This is a genomic window from Allobosea sp. 05T438, assembly GCF_056396025.1.
The window spans coordinates 1-16,591 of sequence record NZ_JBFTKQ010000003.1; the positions used below are offsets into that span (position 1 = coordinate 1).

General features: G+C 65.7%; 19 protein-coding genes and 1 tRNA gene. 11 read left to right on the plus strand and 9 right to left on the minus strand.

Translation table 11 applies throughout. The annotated features are described in order from the left end of the window. Positions 1 to 72 precede the first annotated feature (72 nt). Positions 73 to 149 (plus strand) — tRNA-Met (locus AC1DIN_RS08435). A gap of 176 nt (positions 150 to 325) precedes the next feature. Here AC1DIN_RS08435 and AC1DIN_RS08440 read toward each other — a convergent pair. The 4 genes from AC1DIN_RS08440 to AC1DIN_RS08455 are packed head-to-tail and all read right to left on the minus strand — an operon-like array spanning position 326 to position 4,480. Further along, the gene (locus tag AC1DIN_RS08440; RefSeq protein WP_476809391.1) at positions 326 to 1,075 is read right to left on the minus strand and encodes an SDR family NAD(P)-dependent oxidoreductase; all 750 of its coding nucleotides are present in this window, start codon (positions 1,073 to 1,075) and stop codon (positions 326 to 328) included. Continuing rightward, the gene (locus AC1DIN_RS08445; protein ID WP_476809392.1) at positions 1,075 to 2,364 is read right to left on the minus strand and encodes an ABC transporter substrate-binding protein; all 1,290 of its coding nucleotides are present in this window, start codon (positions 2,362 to 2,364) and stop codon (positions 1,075 to 1,077) included. The genes AC1DIN_RS08440 and AC1DIN_RS08445 overlap by 1 nt, the downstream gene beginning before the upstream one ends. A 57-nt stretch (positions 2,365 to 2,421) precedes the next feature. Then, entirely contained in the window at positions 2,422 to 3,717 is a 1,296-nt protein-coding gene (locus tag AC1DIN_RS08450) for an ABC transporter substrate-binding protein (protein WP_476809393.1), read from the minus strand. Beyond that, a complete protein-coding gene (locus tag AC1DIN_RS08455) occupies positions 3,689 to 4,480 on the minus strand; it encodes a FadR/GntR family transcriptional regulator (protein ID WP_476809394.1) in 792 nt (263 codons plus the stop codon). The genes AC1DIN_RS08450 and AC1DIN_RS08455 overlap by 29 nt, the downstream gene beginning before the upstream one ends. A gap of 110 nt (positions 4,481 to 4,590) precedes the next feature. On the opposite strand from AC1DIN_RS08455, the gene AC1DIN_RS08460 reads away from it, so the two are divergent. The 5 genes from AC1DIN_RS08460 to AC1DIN_RS08480 all read left to right on the plus strand — a co-directional run bounded on the left by AC1DIN_RS08460 (position 4,591) and on the right by AC1DIN_RS08480 (position 8,827). Further along, the gene (locus AC1DIN_RS08460) at positions 4,591 to 5,715 is read left to right on the plus strand and encodes a mandelate racemase/muconate lactonizing enzyme family protein (RefSeq protein ID WP_476809395.1); all 1,125 of its coding nucleotides are present in this window, start codon (positions 4,591 to 4,593) and stop codon (positions 5,713 to 5,715) included. Positions 5,716 to 5,911: 196 nt separating this feature from the next. Continuing rightward, entirely contained in the window at positions 5,912 to 6,784 is an 873-nt protein-coding gene (locus tag AC1DIN_RS08465) for a carbohydrate ABC transporter permease (protein ID WP_476809396.1), read from the plus strand. After that, positions 6,777 to 7,604: a carbohydrate ABC transporter permease gene (locus AC1DIN_RS08470; RefSeq protein ID WP_476809397.1), complete on the plus strand. Its 828-nt coding sequence runs from the start codon at positions 6,777 to 6,779 to the stop codon at positions 7,602 to 7,604. The genes AC1DIN_RS08465 and AC1DIN_RS08470 overlap by 8 nt, the downstream gene beginning before the upstream one ends. A 3-nt stretch (positions 7,605 to 7,607) precedes the next feature. Further along, the gene (locus AC1DIN_RS08475; RefSeq protein ID WP_476809398.1) at positions 7,608 to 8,492 is read left to right on the plus strand and encodes a DUF6772 family protein; all 885 of its coding nucleotides are present in this window, start codon (positions 7,608 to 7,610) and stop codon (positions 8,490 to 8,492) included. Further along, positions 8,492 to 8,827 carry a hypothetical protein gene (locus AC1DIN_RS08480; protein ID WP_476809399.1) on the plus strand — a complete coding sequence of 112 codons (336 nt, stop codon included), beginning with the start codon at positions 8,492 to 8,494 and terminating at the stop codon, positions 8,825 to 8,827. Before AC1DIN_RS08475 ends, AC1DIN_RS08480 begins: the two co-directional genes overlap by 1 nt. A gap of 207 nt (positions 8,828 to 9,034) precedes the next feature. On the opposite strand, the gene AC1DIN_RS08485 is transcribed toward AC1DIN_RS08480, so the two are convergent. Continuing rightward, positions 9,035 to 9,478, minus strand: coding sequence for a helix-turn-helix domain-containing protein (locus AC1DIN_RS08485; RefSeq protein WP_476809400.1), 444 nt, complete (start codon positions 9,476 to 9,478; stop codon positions 9,035 to 9,037). A gap of 187 nt (positions 9,479 to 9,665) precedes the next feature. Between AC1DIN_RS08485 and AC1DIN_RS08490 the strand changes: the two genes are divergently transcribed. Next, positions 9,666 to 10,469: a DUF72 domain-containing protein gene (locus AC1DIN_RS08490; RefSeq protein ID WP_476809401.1), complete on the plus strand. Its 804-nt coding sequence runs from the start codon at positions 9,666 to 9,668 to the stop codon at positions 10,467 to 10,469. 3 nt (positions 10,470 to 10,472) lie between these two features. Here the strand turns inward: AC1DIN_RS08490 and AC1DIN_RS08495 are convergent, their stop codons facing one another. The 3 genes from AC1DIN_RS08495 to AC1DIN_RS08505 form a co-directional block, all read right to left on the minus strand. Further along, entirely contained in the window at positions 10,473 to 10,964 is a 492-nt protein-coding gene (locus tag AC1DIN_RS08495) for a YbaK/EbsC family protein (RefSeq protein WP_476809402.1), read from the minus strand. Continuing rightward, positions 10,961 to 11,239: a hypothetical protein gene (locus AC1DIN_RS08500; RefSeq protein WP_476809403.1), complete on the minus strand. Its 279-nt coding sequence runs from the start codon at positions 11,237 to 11,239 to the stop codon at positions 10,961 to 10,963. Before AC1DIN_RS08500 ends, AC1DIN_RS08495 begins: the two co-directional genes overlap by 4 nt. A gap of 80 nt (positions 11,240 to 11,319) precedes the next feature. Then, complete coding sequence (locus AC1DIN_RS08505) at positions 11,320 to 11,904, minus strand: TetR/AcrR family transcriptional regulator (protein ID WP_476809404.1); 585 nt, start codon at positions 11,902 to 11,904, stop codon at positions 11,320 to 11,322. Between the two features lie 83 nt (positions 11,905 to 11,987). Here AC1DIN_RS08505 and AC1DIN_RS08510 point away from each other — a divergent pair, with 83 nt between their 5' ends. Both AC1DIN_RS08510 and AC1DIN_RS08515 read left to right on the plus strand, forming a co-directional pair. Further along, on the plus strand, positions 11,988 to 12,800 hold the full coding sequence (locus AC1DIN_RS08510) for a crotonase/enoyl-CoA hydratase family protein (RefSeq protein ID WP_476809405.1): 813 nt from the start codon (positions 11,988 to 11,990) through the stop codon (positions 12,798 to 12,800). 15 nt (positions 12,801 to 12,815) lie between these two features. Beyond that, entirely contained in the window at positions 12,816 to 13,241 is a 426-nt protein-coding gene (locus AC1DIN_RS08515) for a DUF1330 domain-containing protein (RefSeq protein WP_476809406.1), read from the plus strand. Between the two features lie 47 nt (positions 13,242 to 13,288). Here the strand turns inward: AC1DIN_RS08515 and AC1DIN_RS08520 are convergent, their stop codons facing one another. Next, a complete protein-coding gene (locus AC1DIN_RS08520; RefSeq protein WP_441469482.1) occupies positions 13,289 to 14,293 on the minus strand; it encodes a LysR family transcriptional regulator in 1,005 nt (334 codons plus the stop codon). Between the two features lie 109 nt (positions 14,294 to 14,402). On the opposite strand from AC1DIN_RS08520, the gene AC1DIN_RS08525 reads away from it, so the two are divergent. After that, on the plus strand, positions 14,403 to 15,239 hold the full coding sequence (locus tag AC1DIN_RS08525; protein ID WP_476809407.1) for an alpha/beta hydrolase fold domain-containing protein: 837 nt from the start codon (positions 14,403 to 14,405) through the stop codon (positions 15,237 to 15,239). 52 nt (positions 15,240 to 15,291) lie between these two features. After that, positions 15,292 to 16,491: an efflux RND transporter periplasmic adaptor subunit gene (locus AC1DIN_RS08530; RefSeq protein WP_476809408.1), complete on the plus strand. Its 1,200-nt coding sequence runs from the start codon at positions 15,292 to 15,294 to the stop codon at positions 16,489 to 16,491. The last annotated feature ends 100 nt before the right edge of the window (positions 16,492 to 16,591 follow it).

Genomic DNA, 16,591 nt, shown 5'->3' on the forward strand with positions numbered 1-16,591 from the left:
GCCGTTTAAAGCCCAAATCGTCCCTGGAAACGCCTCACCGCAAACCCAGGACGCCTAAGGCCCAATCGTTGACGCGGGGTGGAGCAGCCCGGTAGCTCGTCAGGCTCATAACCTGAAGGTCGTCAGTTCAAATCTGGCCCCCGCAACCAAATCAAAAGCCCGCCCCTCAAAAGGCGGGCTTTCGATCGTTCAGAGCGCAAGCCCGGCATCCGCGCCAAGTCGCCAGAAAACTCCAGCCAGACGCCACAACTCAGATCCTGCACGCCAGGGAGCACCAGCCGGCACCACACGGCTTAGCCTCTAGCGACGCCGACAACCTCAGCGATCAAAGTCTCATCCCACCATCCACCGCGATTGTGGCACCGTTGATATAGCTGCCCTCCGGTGAGCAGAGCAGAAGCGCGATCCCGGCGCAGTCCCGGGCGCGGCCGACCCGGCCGAGGGGGATTTGCGCGAGAGCCTGCTGTTCCCGACCAGGCTGCGCAAGAATCGCGCGGTTGCGATCGGTGCGGATGGCGCCCGGCTGAATGATGTTGAAGGTGATATCATCTGCCCGTGTGGTGCGTGCGAGGTTAAGCATCATGTTCGTCTGCGCGGCCTTGGTGGCGGCGTAGTAGAGGCAATCGGCATTGGCGCGCGCCTCCTGCACGGAACCGATCGCGATGACGCGGCCGAAGCCCCGGGCCTGCATGCCGGGCAGGAAGGCTTTCAGAAGCCGCGCCGTCGCGTGCAGATTGACTTCGCCCTGCGCCGCCAAGGCATCGTCGCTCAAAGCGTCGAGCGTCTGGCGAACCTCCATCGAGGCGCAGAGGACGAGAATGTCGGGTGAAAGCGCTTGCCGCTCAAGCTTGCCCACGATGTCGCGGACAGCGCCCGGCTGTGCGAGATCGGCGATGAGAGCTTTAGCGCCACCGTCCTCACCGCCGAGCCGGCGCGCAACAGCTTCCGCCTCGTCGTCGCGGTCGTGGACGATAAGGCGCGCACCCGCGCCTGCGAGAGCGGACGCAATGGCAAGGCCGATCCCTCGGGCGGCGCCGGTGACGAGCGCAACACGCCCGGAAAGCGCGCCTGCCATCAGCCGAGCAGCGGCTTCACGCGCGCCGTCGCATCGTCCATCGCCTGCTGCGCCGGCTTGCGGCCGAGCACGGCAGCCTGTGTCTCCTCGATGAAGATGTCGTGGGCGCGCGCTTGTTCGTCGAAGGCGGGCAGATGGATGCGCGAGGCCTTGAGTGCGGCGGCCTCGTCGGCTGCATATGGCATCGCCGCCGTGAGCTTCTCATCGGCATAAGTCGAGATGCGGACCGGGCCGTTGCCGTTCAGCGCCATGGCGGTCGTGCCTGCCTTCGAGGACAAAGCGCGAATGAACTCCCAGCTCAGGGGCTTCTGCTTGGCATTCTTCGGAATCATCAGCGACCAGAACTCGACTGTCGGTGCGAAGGCGACCTTGCCGGAAAGGTCGGCGGCCATCGGCGGCAGCAGCGATTTGAAGCGCCCGCCATATTTGCCCTTGGACGGGTCGTTATAGGTGACGAGGCGGGCAAAGGGGTTGATCGTCATCGCGGCCCGGCCCTGCTGCATCCAGGTGGTGATCTCCTCGTTGTTCACCGTCGCGAAATTCCGCGGCAGCACGCCGGCCTTGTAGAAATCGGCGAGCAGGGTGAGTGCCTTGACCATCGGCGGCTCGGCCGCGACGATCTTACCGTCGGTGGTCATGTAGTCGCCGCCGAGGCAGCGTGCGAGCGTCAGGAAATTCGAGGCGAAGACGGCTGTGAAGGCGAGGCCATAGACCTGCGTGCCATCCTCGCGCTTGAAAGTCAGCTTGCGGGCGAGTTCCGTCAGCTCCTCGAATGTCGTCGGCAGCTTGGTGACGCCGCGCTCCTCGAGCAGGGCCTCGTTGTAGATCAGGGCATTGGTCGCATGGCGAACCGGGATGCCGTGCAGCGCATCGCCCACCTTGAGCGGCGCGATCAGGCCGGGCGCGAAATCGTCGAAGGCCTCGATCGGAGCCTGCTTCATCAGCGCGTGGAGCGGCTCGAAGAGCTGCAGGTTGCGCGGAACCGCCCGACCGTTGACGAGATAGGCGACGTCGATCGAGGTCTCCGACAGCGAGGCTTCGCGCAGCAATCGTTCATGTACCGCGTTGACATCGCCGAAGGTGACCCAGCTGACATCGGCTCCGGCAGCCTTGCGGAACGCTTCGGTCGCGTCCCCGCCGGGGCCGGTCGTGGCTGCGGTCTGATGGACTCGGTGGCCGAGCGCGGTCAGCGTCTTCGCCTGGGCAACGACGCTGCGCGGGAGAAGCACCGCGGCGGCCGCGGCACCAGTGAGCGCGCCGAACCGGCGGCGCGAGACGCGGGATGTCATCGATTGTCCTCCGGGATGTTGTTTCGACGCTGTCATCGCGCCGCTTCTGTCGGTCGTTCAGGCCGGCAGCAGCGGCTGCACGCGCTTGACCAGCGCGGCCATCGCCTCCTCAGGCGTCTTCATGCCAAGCACGGCGGCTTCCGCCTCTTCCTTGAACAGGTCGCCGGCACGCGCGGCTTCGTCGAAGGCCGGCATCGGCACGCGCGCGACCTTGAGCACCTTCAGTTCCTCGGCGGCATAGGGCACGGTACCGGCGAAGCCCTGGTCCGCATAGGTCGAGGCGCGCACCGGGCCGTTGCCGTTGAGCGCGGCCTTCAGCGTCGCATCCTTGGCGGTCATCGCCTTGATGAAGCTCCAGGCGAGGTCCTTGCGCCTGGCGTTCTTCGGAATGACCATGCCCCAGAACTCGACCTTCGCCGGGGCAGCATCGTATTTGCCGGCGAGCGTTTTCGAGGCCGGGACCGCGATGGTATTGATCTTGCCGGGGAATTTCGATTTCTGCGGATCGTTGTAGATGCGGTTGCGGCCCATGCTCTGCAGGCTCATTGCGGCCCGGCCCTGCTGCATCCAGACATTGACGTCCTCGGGCGAGAGTGTCGCGAAGCTGCGCGGGAAGGCGTTGATCTGGAAAAGCTCGCGCAAGGTGCGGATCGCGTTCAGCATCGGCGGCTGGTCGGCGACGCATTTGAAGTCGGGAGTGATGAAGTCGCCATCCCAGGCGCGGGCGAGGTCGATCACATTGGGGTAGGTCACGCCCGGCGTGCACAAGCCCACGACCTGTGTGCCGTCGCTGCGGCGATAGCTGCAGGCCTTGGCGATCTCGATCATCTCCTCGATCGTCGCCGGGGGCTTGGAGAAGCCCTTCTCGGCCAGGATTTCCTCATTGTAGTGCAGGCCGGAGGAGGCGTGGCGGAAGGGGACGGCGAGCTGGTGGCCACCGACCTTCATGCCCTGCATCAGGCCGGGAAAGATGTCGGCCGGGTCCTCGACCGGATCTTTCTTCAGGTAATCGTCGAGCGGCTCGAACAGGCTCGCGGCGCGCGGCACAACCTGCGTATTGACGACGAAGCCGACATCGACGGAAGTCTCGCCGAGGCTTGCCTCGCGGAACAGCCGCTCCTGCAGAGGCCCGGTGTCGAAGGTGGTCCACTGGACGGTGACGCCGTTCTTCTGCGCCCAGTCCTTGGTTATGTCGCCGCCCTGCGCGCCGGTCGCGACTGTCTGCATGACGCGGTGGGTGAAGACGTTGAACGGGCCGCTCTGCGCCTGCGCCGCGCTGCCGAGCCCGGCGAAGCTCAACCCCAGGATGCCGGCCCCGAACTGTCTACGGTCGAGCGTCGTCCTCTGGCTCATGGTGATCCTCCCTGTGGTTCGCGAGTTCCGCGATGGCGGCTTCTGCCGCTTCGAAATGCTTGTTCATGGCGGCAGAGGCTGCGGCGGGATCGCCGGCCCGGATCGCGTCGACGACACGGACATGCCGCTCGAAAGTGCGCTGCCAGTCGTCGGGACCGCGCGCCTCGCGCGAGTTGAAGATCTCCATCACTTCGCGAATGACCGGCCTGAGGCCCCGGATCTGGAAATCGAGCAGGCGGTTGCCCGATGAGGCCGCCACGGCTTCATGAAAATCGAGATCGGCCTCGATCCAGCGCGGCACGTTGCCGAGCGCATCCTCCATGCGGGCGAGGATGAGGTCGAGCTTCTCGATATCCTCGTCCGAGCGCCGCTGGGCGCTGTGCGCTGCGATCGGCGGCTCGAGGATGCGGCGCAGTTCCACCGCCTCGGTCAGGCCATTGGCGCGGCCGCGCACGGCGAAGCGATAGAAGCGGTCGAGCGGCGCCGCGTCGAGCGCCTGCACCCGCGTGGGCTTACCCTGCTGGATATGCACGACGCCCATTGCCGCAAGCTGCCGGATGGCCTCGCGCGCGATCGGCTTGCTGACGCCGAAAGAGGCCGCGATGCGCGCTTCCGAAGGCAGGGAATCGCCCGGCTTCAGCCGCCCCTCATGGATCGCCTGCGTGATCCGCTGGATCACGGCATCGCCAAGACGCATGGGCACGACATCGCCACCCGCGAACGGGTCGTCAGCATCCAGCACCGAACGGGCGATATCGCTCATCAACTTCCTCCGGTGGCGATCATTGACAGATGCCGCGTTCCTTGGCAACTGTTCAACCTATCAGATAAGTATATGTCGTTCAGCGACGCGTCTCGGGAGGGTCATGCCGCATGTCGGCCAGCCGCATCGCCAAAGTTGATGTCCATCCGTTGCGGGCGACGCTGCCCAAGGTCCAGCGGACCTCGCAGGGCGACTACCCCGCGATCGAGATCGTCGTGGTCGAGATCGAGACCGAGGACGGAACCGTCGGTTTCGGCGAGGGGCTGTGCCGGCGCGGCGCTGCCGGCTACGCGCGCTTCATCGAGGAAGCATTGGTTCCGCGACTGATCGGGCGCGACGCTGCCGACCGCAGAGCGCTCTGGAAGGCGATGCGTGCCGCCCTCTCCGGCCGCCCTGGCGGGCAGGTCGTCGAGGCGATCGCTGCGGTCGATATCGCGCTTTGGGACATTTCAGGGAAGCAGGCGGGGGAGCCGATTCATCGGTTGCTCGGGGGGATGGGGCGCAAGGAGGTTCCCGCCTATGCCTCCTCGATCAACTGGCTCGACGATGCGACGGTCGAGGCCGAGGTGGCGGCGGCACTCAAGGCCGGCTTCCGCGAGATCAAGGTCAAGCTCGGCCACCCACTCAACGATGCGGTGGCGCGGGCCAAGCTGATCCGCAGGCTCGCAGGCGACGACATCGCGCTCTATGTGGATGCGAATTGGGCCTATGACGTCGACGACGCGCTGATCGTCGGGCGGGCGCTCGCCGATCTCGGCTACGGCTTCTTTGAGGAGCCGATCGCCCCGCATGATCGTGAGGGCTACCGGCGCCTCGCGCAGCATCTGCCGATCCGGCTCGCCGCGGGCGAGAGCGATTTCGTCGCGGGCGAGGCGCTGACCATGCTGCAGGATCGCTCCCTCGGCCTGATCCAGCCGGACGTCACGCGCTCCGGCGGCATCACCGAGACATGGCGCATCGCCGAGCTCGCCGCGGCCTTCAATACCGCCTATGCGCCGCATGTCGGCTGGTCGGGCGCGATCTGCGTCGCCGCGAGCCTGCAACTGGCAGCGGCTGCGGAGAGCTTCCGCACCTTCGAATGCATGGTCTACGAGAACCCGCTGCGCGATGCCTTCACGTATCCGCTCGTCGGCGAAGGCTCGCAGCTCGTCGATGGCAAGCTCGCGATCCCGCAAGGGCCCGGCCTCGGCATCGCGATCGACCGCGAGGCGCTGAAGCGCTTCCGGGTGGCGTGATCATGGCCCCTCGTCGGTACGCGTTCTCACGCTCCCATTCGAGCCCTCATCCTGAGGAGCGCCGCAGGCGCGTCTCGAAGGATATTTCAGGGGGCTTCGGAGCCTTCTGGAGCATCCTTCGAGACGCCGCTGACGCGGCTCCTCAGGATGAGGGCTCGTGGGTGGGAGCCTGTGGTCCTGTGGGGAGGGCATATCCATGACCGCCCGCACGCCCATTTCCGCAATCGCGCTAGTCACGCCGGTCCAGTTGATGATCGGTGGGATCATTTTCCTGCCGGCGATCTATGTCTTCTGGCTCAGCCTCAACCAGTCCTCCTTCGGCCAGCAGGCGACATTCGTCGGCCTCGCCAATTACGCCAAGGTGCTGGCCGACCCCTATTTCTGGAAGGCGCTGCTGAACACGGTGATCGTCGTCGCCGTGGTCGTGCATGTCGAGTTGCTGATCGGGCTCGGCATGGCGCTGTTCTTCGCCTCGGGCGTGCCGTTTCGCCCTCTCCTGCTCGCCATCGTGCTCGCGCCCTATGCGGTGAGCGAGGTCTCGGCGGTGGTGATGTGGCGCTATTTGTTCGAGCCGGATGTCGGGATGATGAGCCGGCTTCTGGCCACCATCGGCCTGCCGCCGATCGAATGGGCTGTGAATCCGAGCCATGGCCTCGCCATGGTCAGCCTGCTCTCGATCTGGCTGCACCTGCCCTTCTCGTTCATCATCCTCTATGCGGCGCGGCTCTCGATTCCGACCGATCTCTATGAGGCCGCCTCGATCGACGGCGCCTCGGCCTGGACGTCGTTCAGTCGCATTACGCTGCCGCTGCTGATGCCGGCGCTGCTGATCGCCGCGCTGTTCCGCTACATCTTCGCCTTCCGCCTATTCTCCGAGGTCTGGCTGATGACCGGCGGCGGGCCAGCGCGGTCGACCGAGGTGATGGCGGTCTATCTCTATCTCGAAGCCTTCCGGTACAACGCCTTCGGCCCGGCCGCCGCCACAGGTTGGCTGCTCGTGCTCGCCTCGCTCCTGCTCGCGCTGTTCTACCTCCGCCGGCTCTACAAGGAGATGTTCGCGCGTGCCTAAGCTGCTTCGCCATGTCTTGAAGCTCGTCGGTGTGCTCGCGGTCGTCGCCTGGTCGCTGGTGCCGATCGGGCTGATCGCGCTATCGTCCTTCAAGTCCGATCGCGACATCTTCTCGACCACCGGCGCCTTTTCCTTTGCGCCGACGCTGGCGAACTACCAGGCGCTGTGGAGCCGCTGGGGCGATTTCTTCTTCGGCCTGTGGAACAGCCTCCTCGTCACGGTGGGCGCGACGCTGCTCGCGGTCGGCGTCTCCCTGCTCGCCGGCTTCGCCTATTCGCGCTTCGCCTCGCGCGGCCTGCAGGCCTCGGCCTTCTTCCTGATCTTCATCCGGCTGATCCCGCCGATCGTGATCACGCTGCCGCTGTTCCCGGTGGTGAACTGGCTCGGGCTCAACGACACGCATTTCGTGCTGATCGTGCTCTACGCCACCTTCTTCGTCTCGCTGGGGACGGTGGTGATGCGGACCTTCATCGACCAGATCCCGCGCGAGCTGGACGAGGCCGCGATGATGGACGGTGCCTCGCAGATGCAGATCATCGCCCGCGTCATCCTGCCGATGGCGGCGCAGGGGATGCTTGCGGTCTCGGTCTTCGTCATCGTCTACGCCTGGAACGAGTTCCTCTTCGCCTTCATCTTCACGACCACCAAGGCGAAGACCGCGCCATTGGTGATATCCGAGATGATCGGCGCCGTCGAAGGCGTCGAATGGGGCGTGCTCTTCGCCGCCTCGACCGTGCAGCTCGTGCCCGTGCTCGCCTTCGTCATCCTCATGCAGAAACACCTCGTCGCGGGCCTGACCGCCGGCGCGGTGAAGGGGTAAGCCATGACCCAACTCGACGATCTCAGACGCGCAATCCGCGAGAGCGATCCGCAGCTTAGCCGGTTCGACCCGCTGCCGCGGATCATCTGCCTCGACGATTTCGACCGCGGCATGTGCGGCTGGACACAGCTCGTCGGCAATTACGAGGATACGCTGGACGCGATGCTGCCGGGCTATGCCCAGCACAGCCACGCGATGCTCTCGACCCTGCCGAACTGGGATTTCGGTTCGCATGGCGGCGTCGATGGCTCCTATGCGCTGAAGATCGCCACCCGCCCGAAAAAGGGCGCGCAGAACGTGGCGATCAAGCGCCTGACCTTCCGCAAGGCCGGGCCGATCCGGCTCGAGGCCTATTTCACCTTCAAGCCCGAGGCGACAGAACTCGCGCTCTCGGAAACCGATATCCGCTCCTTCGGTTTCCTCTACGATCTCCAGATCGGCGATACGTCAGGGCCTGGCGACCGGGTGATGCCGCATCTGCGCTTCCTCAACGCGCAGGACGGGCAGCACATCCAGCGCTGGCAGTTCAAGCGCAAGACGACGCCGATCAAGCCGATCGGCACCGCCGGCAAGACGATCACGCATTACCATCTCGCTCCCGAGGACTGGGAGGACCTGCCCGGCGGCGAGCAGCGGCTCTGCTACAACGAGATCCCGACCAAGGTGAACTGGCACTATCTGCGCTTCGACTTCGACCTTGCCGCGATGCAGGCCACGCGCTTTCAGGTCAACGACCGGGTCTTCGCGATGGACGGCTTCGACTGCATCCGCATCCCCGCGATGAAGAACCTGTGGTGCATGCTGAACCTCGCCTTCTTCGCCGAGACGGATACCGACAAACGCGCTTTCGCCTATCTCGACTCCGTCTGCCTTTCGGGGGATTTCTGATGCTGCCCGAGAACCTCACTGCCGTCGTTGCCCGCAACGAGATCTGGACGGGGACAAGCGCGACCGAACCCTACGAGGCCGGCTGGGCGAAGGAAGCGATCGTCTTCATCCGTGCGCTCAAGGAGCCGAAGGGGCCCTTGCCGAAAGCCAGGGTCGAAATTTCGGCAGACGGGATGCATTGGTGCGCCGAGGGTTCGGAGTTCGACCTGCCTCCGGCGAAGGACGCCGTCACGTTTCAGAGGCTCAGCCATTTCGGCAACTTCCTGCGCGTTGCCGCGACGCTGCAAGAGGGCTCCGAGATCACCCTGCTCGTGACGTTCCACCTCAAAGCCTGATCACGGCGCAGCAGCTAACGTTCAGGAGGCGGTCAGTGTCGACAAGGCGGCCGCTGCATTCGCCGCCGCCGCTTGCGTTCCAGACTGCAAGGGCAAGGTGAGATCGGCCGCGGATTGCGGTTTAAGTCGCGGCCAATGGAGCGCCATCGGCCGGTTCGCCACGCCAGCTTCGTTGTTCCAAGCGAATCTTGCTGGGTGCATCCCGGTCTATGGATTGGCCTGTGATGCGTCGGCAGATTTGCCTTCTGCTTCGCTCTTTCCATCGGCCGCAACGGCCTCGACCAGACGGATCGCGAGCAGCCGCTGTTTTCGCGAACGGATTCGCGCGAACGCCTCGTCCAACCGGTGGCTTTCCGATGGCGGCACAGGCTCGGCCTCGTAGTCGGCGGCCGGCCCCTCGGCGAAGCCGTCCGCCGATGGAAACACGGCTAAGCCTTCGAAGAAGAAATGCAGATCGACGCCCAGCCGCTGAGAGAGAATGAAGATCGCGCCGGCGGTCAGCCGATCAGACCCATCCTCGTAGTTCCCGATTTGCTGATGCGAGACACCGAGCAGGCGGGCGATGTCCTTCTGAGCGAGACCCATCTTGCCGCGAAGCAGCCGAAGGCGGTCACCCACATGTCGATTGGCGTGAGTCAGTTCCGGTTTCATCGGGCGCTTTCAATCACGACCCACGGGAGAGACGCTCGCATTATGCCGGCGGCTTCCGAGGCGTCCACCTCTGCTGACAGGGGGGCGCGCCAGCCGCAGTAGCATGAGCATGGCCAATCGCTGAAAACGGGTGGTGCGTGACGAGCCACCGCGGCAGGATCGAAGATCCGGAGAGATGGAGCAGACCATGGCGTGCGAAGCAGGCAAGATCCATATCGGCATCGGCGGCTGGGTCTACGAACCCTGGCGCGGAGCCTTCTACCCGAAGGATCTGCCGCAGAAGCGCGAGCTCGAATACGCTGCGAGCAAGCTCACCTCGATCGAGATCAACGGCACCTATTATGGTTCGCAGAAGCCGGAGAGCTTCGCGAAATGGCGCGAGGACACGCCGAAGGATTTCGTCTTCGCATTGAAGGGCTCGCGGTTCTGCACCAACCGGCGCGTGCTTGCTGAGGCCGGTCCCTCGGTCGAGAAATTCCTGACCAGCGGATTGACCGAGCTCAGGCACAAGCTCGGACCGATCAATTGGCAGTTCATGCCGACAAAGAAATTCGATCCCGAGGATTTCGAGGCGTTCCTCAAGCTGTTGCCCAAGGAGCTGGACGGCATCTCGCTGCGCCATGCCGTCGAGGTTCGGCACGACAGCTTCCGCACGCCCGATTTCATCGCGCTGCTGCGTGAGTACGGCGTCGCCGTCATCACCTCGGCCGATGCCGATTACACGCAGATCGCGGATGTGACGGCGCCCTTCGTCTATGCGCGCATCATGGGCACGCAGGAAGCCGAGCCGACGGGTTATTCCGAGACCGGTCTCGCTCGCTGGGCCAAGGCAGCGCAGGATTGGGCTGAGGGCGGAGTGCCGGAGGGGCTGGAGACGGTCGGACCGGCCGCGCCCAAGCAGAAGCGCGACGTCTTCCTCTACGTGATCAGCGGCGGGAAGGTCCGTAATCCCGCGGCGGCGATGGAGCTGATCGCACGAACCAAGGGCTGAGCCTCAGGCGGTCGCGACGGCTTCCTGGGCGCCCACCTCCTGGCAGACATCGACCCATTGGGCTTCGGTCAGCTCGGCCATGCGCTGCGGTGCGATTCGCAGTGCGCTGTGCGTCGAGCCTGCTGCCGGGACGACCATGTCGAAGGCCTTGAGCGAAACGTCGCAATAGACCTTGAGCGGCGTTGCGAGGCCGAAGGGGCAGACGCCGCCGACCGGGTGCCCCGTCAGGGCTTCGACCTCTTCCTGGCCGAGCATGCGCGGCTTGCCGCCGAGCCCGGCCTTCGCCTTCCTGTTGTCGAGCCGCGCATCGCCGCGCGTCACGACCAGGACGACCTCCTCGCCGATGCGCAGCGAGAGCGTCTTGGCGATCTGGCCGGGCTCGACGCCATGAGCCGCGGCAGCGAGCGGCACGGTGGCGCTGCTCTCATCGGTCACGATGACGGCTATGTCGGGAGCGTGTTCGGCGAAGAAGGCGCGGACGGATTGAAGGCTCATCGGGCAATTCGCGAGGTCAACCAGAGGATCAGCAGGCTGGCGATCGCCGGCACGCCGAAGACGATAAGGAAGATGGGCGCTTCCTCCACCACCGTATAGCCCGCTCGGCTGACGCCGATCCAGAGGTTGATGAGGGCGCCGGCCAGCCAGAGCGGCAGGAACAGCCGGATTGCGAATGCGATCGGCCGGCTGGCCGAGATGGCAAGCCGGGGCGCGGCGACGAGCAGAATGCCGAGCAGGGCAAAGCCGATACCGATGACCTTGACGGTGTGCATGCGTCAAACCCGTTCAATCGAAAACATGATGAATAACAATTTATTACCTTCTTTTGCACGAGCCACGAGGCACTCGCGCTTCATTCATTTGCCGGGTTGCGCGTCCTGACAAGCAATCCCGCGGCGCGGCCGGCCGCCTCGATATAATCCGGATTGCGATGGATCAGCATGATCGAAAAGGCGCCATCCATCAGCAGGACGATTTCACGGGCCAAAATCTGCGGGTCGGCAAGGCCGCGGCTCTGCATCTCGCCGGCCAGCCAGTTTTCGAAGTTCGCCTTGTGCCGTGCCCCCGCCTTGATGGCAGGGTGGCCGGGCATGGCAGCCAATTCCGCGGCGGTGCGCAGGAAACCGCAGCCCTTCCATTTCGGATGCCTCGCGACACGGGCCAGATTGGCGAAGATCGCTTCGACCTTGCGGTCGACCCCGCCATCGGCTGCCCCGAACCAGCCAGCCATCTGTTTCAGGTTGGGCTGATCTCGGGCTTCGAGATAGGCGGCGACCAGATCGTCCTTGCTCTTGAAATGATAGTAGAGCGTCCGCTTGGTGAGGCCCGCCTTCTCGGCCACAGCGTCCATGCTGACGCGGCCGATGCCTTCCGCATAGAAGAGCTTCGTCGCGGCATCGACAATGCGCTTGCGCGTCGGGTTCGTGGCATCCGGCATATCGGCAATGTATACCGACTAGTGAGTGTACACCAAGCGCGATGGCGTCGATTTTTTCCGGCAACCTTGCTGGAGAAACGCCCATGGCCGAGCTCGTCCTGATCGAGACCCGCGATGCGATCGCGACCCTCACCCTCAACCGCCCCGACCGGCTCAACGCCCTGAATTACGCGTTGATCGACCGCCTGCTCGCGCTGCTGGATGCGATCGAGACCGATGACGGCGTGCGGGCCGTCATCCTGACGGGCGCCGGCGAGCGCGCCTTCTCCGCCGGAGGCGATATCCACGAATTCTCGCAAAGCGTCGCTCGCGGCGCCGATGTCGCGATGCGGGACTTCGTGGCACGCGGCCAGCGGCTCACGGCCCGTCTGGAGGCCTTCCCCAAGCCGGTCATCGCCGCGGTCAACGGCCTCGCCTTCGGCGGCGGCTGCGAGATCACCGAGGCCGTGCCGCTGGCGATCGCGAGCGAGCACGCTTCCTTCGCCAAGCCGGAGATCAATCTCGGCATGCCGCCGACTTTCGGCGGAACTCAGCGCCTGCCCCGGCTCGCCGGACGCAAGCGCGCGCTCGAGCTGCTGCTGACCGGCGACGTGTTTTCGCCGGAGCATGCCCTTGCGCTCGGCCTCGTCAATCAGGTCGTAGCGCATGACCAGCTCATGCCCGCTGCGCGCGACCTGGCCAGCCGCATCCTGCGGCATTCGCCGCTCGCGGCAGCGAGCATCCTGCGGGCGGTTACGCGCGGCCTCAACCAGAGCATTGCGGAGGGGCTCCTGGTCGAAGGCGAGCAATTCGCCCGGATGGCGCCGACCGCCGATCTGCGGGAAGGGCTCGATGCCTGGATCGCGCGCCGCAAGCCGGATTATCCCGGATCGTGGTCGCGTGACGCCGTCGCCTAGGCCGGGAGACCAAGCATGACGGGTTTCACAACCTTCACGCGCGAGACCTTCGCCGACTTTTGCGCAGACAACCGGCCGGGCCCGGTTCAGATGCTGAACCTGATCCGGTTGCACGCCGAAGCCCGCTATCCCGGCGGGCGGAAAGCGACCGGCGCGGAGGCCTATGCCAGCTACAGCCGGATCAGCGCACCCGTGTTTACCCGGCTCGGCGGCCGGATCGCCTGGAGGGGCGGGTTCGAGCTCGGAATGATCGGTCCGGAAGAGGAGCGCTGGGATATCTGCTTCATCGCCGAATATCCCAGCCCCGCTGCTTTCGCCGAGATGCTGCGCGATCCTGCCTACCGGGAAGCGATGGCGCATCGCATCGCGGCGGTTGCCGATAGCCGCCTCATCCGGCTCGGCGTCCTCCTCAGCGGTACAAGCTTCGACGGATCCGCATGACGCGACTGCGTCCCGAGCAGTGCGGGCAACCGGTCGTGCTCCTTGGCTCAGGCGGTCCCGACCAGGCCTCTTTCCGGGGCTTGGTCGGCAGCTTGCTTGGCCGCGAACTGCAGCGCCGGGCAGAGCATTGAAACGCCATTCGCATTCCCGACGAGATCGTCCTTCGCAAACAGCTCCGCCAGCCAGTCGACGAAAACGCGCACCTTGTTGCTGAGGTGCCGGTTCGGCGGATAGACGATGTGAAGCGGCTTCGGCGCCGCGCACCAATCGAGCAGGAGCGGCACAAGCCGCCCGTCCACGATCGGCTCGCGGGCCATGAAGGTCGGCAGTTGCACGATGCCATGGCCCGCGAGGCCGGCGGCGAGGTAGCCCGTGCCGTCATTGAGCGAGATGGTGTAGCGACCGTTGATCTCGATCGTTTCGGCCCGGTTCTGATAGATCATCGACAGCACGCGGCCGCCGAGCGCCGGCCGATAGGCGACGATCTGGTGGCCGTCTTCGATGTCGCGCGGATGGCGCGGCGTGCCGAAGCGGGCGAGATAGTCGGGCGAGGCGCAGGTGATGAGCTGCATTTCCCCGATCCGCCGGGCGATCAGGGTCTGGTCCGCGATCTCGCCGGCGCGCACCGCGCAATCCAGGTTCTCGCCGATGAGATCGGCCGGGCGGTCGCTGAGGCCGAGATCGAGCTGGATGTCCGGATAGCGGGCATGGAATTCGTGCAGCGCCGGAATGATCACGGTGATCGCCAACGCCGAACTGCAATCGACCCTGAGACGGCCGCTCGGGCGCGCCTGCGCCAGCGTGAGGCTGGCGTCGAGCTCGGCCAATTCGTCGAGCAGGCGCAATGCCCGCTCGTAATAGGCCGCGCCGTCCATGGTCACGGTCACGCGCCGCGTCGTCCGGTTCAGCAACTTGGCGCGCAGATGCGTTTCGAGCTGCTGGATCAGCTTCGTCACAGTCGGCTTGGGCATGTCGAGGAGATCGGCCGCGCGGGTGAAGGTGCCGGTCTCGACGACACGCACGAACGCCCGCATGGCGGTCAGTTGGTCCATGAGATGCTCGATTGTTTCTGATTGTGAATAATGAATGAGCGAATAGCTTATTTATTTCGAAACGGCGATTCACTAATTCGTGCTGCAACGCAACAGCGAGGGTGAGTCAATGCCCGCGATCGCCGCGCAGAAGCTGCAGCCGGTGCTTTCCGTCTTCTGGCGGGAAGAAAGCCTGAGCGCCCGTGGAGAGACCTTCTCGGGCCGGCTCTATGTTCCCGCCGAGGTTCCGGACGATGCCGGACTCGTGCTGCATCTCCATGGCGGTCACTTCAACAGCGGCTCGCCGGCGGAAGGGCAAGCCGTTGCCACGGCCCTGACCGAGGCCGGCGCGGTCGTGTTCTCGCTCTCCTATCCGCTCGCGCCGGTCCAGCGTTTCCCCGAGACGCTCGAACGCATCTATGGGGCGCTCGAGGCTCTTGCCATAGGGCGGTCTCGCTGGGCGACACGCGGCGCGCCCATCTATGTCGCGGGCGAGGAAGCCGGCGGAAACCTCGCCGCCGCGCTCGCCATGATGGCGCGGGACCGCGGCGGCCCGGCTCTCGCCGGGCAGATCCTGCTTTCGCCGATGCTCGATGCCTGCCTCGGCACGGCGTCCCTGCGCGGCGCCCAGGCCGGCCCGGTCGGTTGCCGCTGGGCCGATGGCTGGGCCGACTATCTCGGCACGCCCGAGCGAGCCGCCCATCCCTATGCGGCACCGCTGCAGGCGACGCGCCTCGCCGGCCTGCCGCCGGCGCTGCTGATCAGCGCGCAGGACGACCCGATGCGCGACGAGGCGGCGCAATACGCTTCCCGCCTCGGTCACGCCGGCGTCGCCGTTCGCCATGTCGAGCTTCCTGCGCCGACGCGCTGGCCGCAGGCCTATGCGGATGCGGCGGAGGAAGGCTCCTGTCTGTGCAAGACCTGCGGCGAGATCGCTGCCTTCTATGAGCGGACCGCGCCGTCCTAGCGGGCCCTCTTTCCGATCATCTCCCAGCATTTTCAAGGAAGGACCGACCCCTATGATTCAGGGAACGAACCGTCGCGGCCTTTTGGCCGGTCTCGCCGCCTCCGTCGCGCTGACTGCCGTCATCGCCTTTGCCCTCTCCGGCGGCCGCGCGCAGGGCGACACCACCCCCGCTCCCGCTCCCGCCGTGCCGGTCTCCGTCGCGACTGTGGAGGCGCGGGAGATCGTGCCCTGGGCCGAGTTCTCGGGCCGACTCGAGGCGATCGAGCGGGTCGAATTGCGCTCGCGCGTATCCGGCGTCGTCGAGGCCGTGCATTTCCGCGAGGGCAATCTGGTGAAGCAGGGCGAACTGCTCGTCAGCATCGACCAGGCGCCCTATCTCGCCGAACTCGAGCGGGTCCAGGCGCAGGTGCTTGCCGCACAGGCGCGCGTCGCGCTTGCCGAGAGCGAGAACGAGCGCGGCCAGCAGCTCAGCGCCAGCCGCAACCTGTCGCAGCGCGACCTCGACACCCGCGTGAACGCTCTGCGCGAGGCCCAGGCCAATCTCCGCGCTGCCGAAGCTGCCCGCCGCACGGCGCAGCTCAATCTCGACTACACGCAGATCCGCGCGCCGATCAGCGGCCGCATCGGCCGGCTCGACGTCACCGTCGGCAACCTGATCGCGGCCGGCGGCCAGGTGCTGACCTCGCTGCTTTCGGTCGATCCGATCTATGCGGCCTTCAATGCTGACGAGCGCAGCGTGCTCGACGCGCTGGCCTCGCTGCCTGACGGTTCACGCGCTCTGGAGCAGATCCCGGTCCGGCTGATGACGGCGACCGCCGATGCGGCCCAGTTCCGCGGCCGGCTGCATTTCGTCGATAACGGCATCGACGGCGCCAGCGGCACGGTGCGGGCCCGCGCCCTGCTCGACAATCCGAATGGCAAGCTGATGCCCGGCCAGTTCGTGCGGGTGCAGCTCGGCCAAGCCAAGGCCGAGCCGCAGCTCGTCATCAACGAGCGCGCCGTCGGCACCGACCAGAACAAGAAATTCGTCTTCGTCGTCGGCGACGACGGCAAGGCTGCGTGGCGCGAGGTTTCCCTCGGTGCCACGCATGACGGGCTGCGCGTCGTTAACGCCGGGTTGAAGCCCGGCGAGCGCATCATCGTCAACGGGCTGCAGCGCGTGCGGCCGGGTGCAGCCGTCGCAGCCGAGCCGGTGCCGATGGCGCAGAAGAGCGAGCTCAGGAAGCCCGCGACCGAACTCGCTCAACGCTGAGACCACAGCCGTCATTCTCAGGCGAAGCGGAGCGCAGACCCGAGAATCTCATGACCAGAAGACACTGGTTTCCGAGATGCTCGGGTCAAGCCCGAGCATG

What these genes read in the sequence shown, in the direction of transcription:
- AC1DIN_RS08440 (WP_476809391.1), bottom strand. Translation starts at nt 1,075, where the DNA reads ATGGCAGGCGCGCTTTCCGGGCGTGTTGCGCTCGTCACCGGCGCCGCC.
- AC1DIN_RS08445 (WP_476809392.1), bottom strand. Translation starts at nt 2,364, where the DNA reads ATGACATCCCGCGTCTCGCGCCGCCGGTTCGGCGCGCTCACTGGTGCC.
- AC1DIN_RS08450 (WP_476809393.1), bottom strand. Translation starts at nt 3,717, where the DNA reads ATGAGCCAGAGGACGACGCTCGACCGTAGACAGTTCGGGGCCGGCATC.
- AC1DIN_RS08455 (WP_476809394.1), bottom strand. Translation starts at nt 4,480, where the DNA reads ATGAGCGATATCGCCCGTTCGGTGCTGGATGCTGACGACCCGTTCGCG.
- AC1DIN_RS08460 (WP_476809395.1), top strand. Translation starts at nt 4,591, where the DNA reads ATGTCGGCCAGCCGCATCGCCAAAGTTGATGTCCATCCGTTGCGGGCG.
- AC1DIN_RS08465 (WP_476809396.1), top strand. Translation starts at nt 5,912, where the DNA reads ATGACCGCCCGCACGCCCATTTCCGCAATCGCGCTAGTCACGCCGGTC.
- AC1DIN_RS08475 (WP_476809398.1), top strand. Translation starts at nt 7,608, where the DNA reads ATGACCCAACTCGACGATCTCAGACGCGCAATCCGCGAGAGCGATCCG.
- AC1DIN_RS08480 (WP_476809399.1), top strand. Translation starts at nt 8,492, where the DNA reads ATGCTGCCCGAGAACCTCACTGCCGTCGTTGCCCGCAACGAGATCTGG.
- AC1DIN_RS08485 (WP_476809400.1), bottom strand. Translation starts at nt 9,478, where the DNA reads ATGAAACCGGAACTGACTCACGCCAATCGACATGTGGGTGACCGCCTT.
- AC1DIN_RS08490 (WP_476809401.1), top strand. Translation starts at nt 9,666, where the DNA reads ATGGCGTGCGAAGCAGGCAAGATCCATATCGGCATCGGCGGCTGGGTC.
- AC1DIN_RS08495 (WP_476809402.1), bottom strand. Translation starts at nt 10,964, where the DNA reads ATGAGCCTTCAATCCGTCCGCGCCTTCTTCGCCGAACACGCTCCCGAC.
- AC1DIN_RS08500 (WP_476809403.1), bottom strand. Translation starts at nt 11,239, where the DNA reads ATGCACACCGTCAAGGTCATCGGTATCGGCTTTGCCCTGCTCGGCATT.
- AC1DIN_RS08505 (WP_476809404.1), bottom strand. Translation starts at nt 11,904, where the DNA reads ATGCCGGATGCCACGAACCCGACGCGCAAGCGCATTGTCGATGCCGCG.
- AC1DIN_RS08510 (WP_476809405.1), top strand. Translation starts at nt 11,988, where the DNA reads ATGGCCGAGCTCGTCCTGATCGAGACCCGCGATGCGATCGCGACCCTC.
- AC1DIN_RS08515 (WP_476809406.1), top strand. Translation starts at nt 12,816, where the DNA reads ATGACGGGTTTCACAACCTTCACGCGCGAGACCTTCGCCGACTTTTGC.
- AC1DIN_RS08520 (WP_441469482.1), bottom strand. Translation starts at nt 14,293, where the DNA reads ATGGACCAACTGACCGCCATGCGGGCGTTCGTGCGTGTCGTCGAGACC.
- AC1DIN_RS08525 (WP_476809407.1), top strand. Translation starts at nt 14,403, where the DNA reads ATGCCCGCGATCGCCGCGCAGAAGCTGCAGCCGGTGCTTTCCGTCTTC.
- AC1DIN_RS08530 (WP_476809408.1), top strand. Translation starts at nt 15,292, where the DNA reads ATGATTCAGGGAACGAACCGTCGCGGCCTTTTGGCCGGTCTCGCCGCC.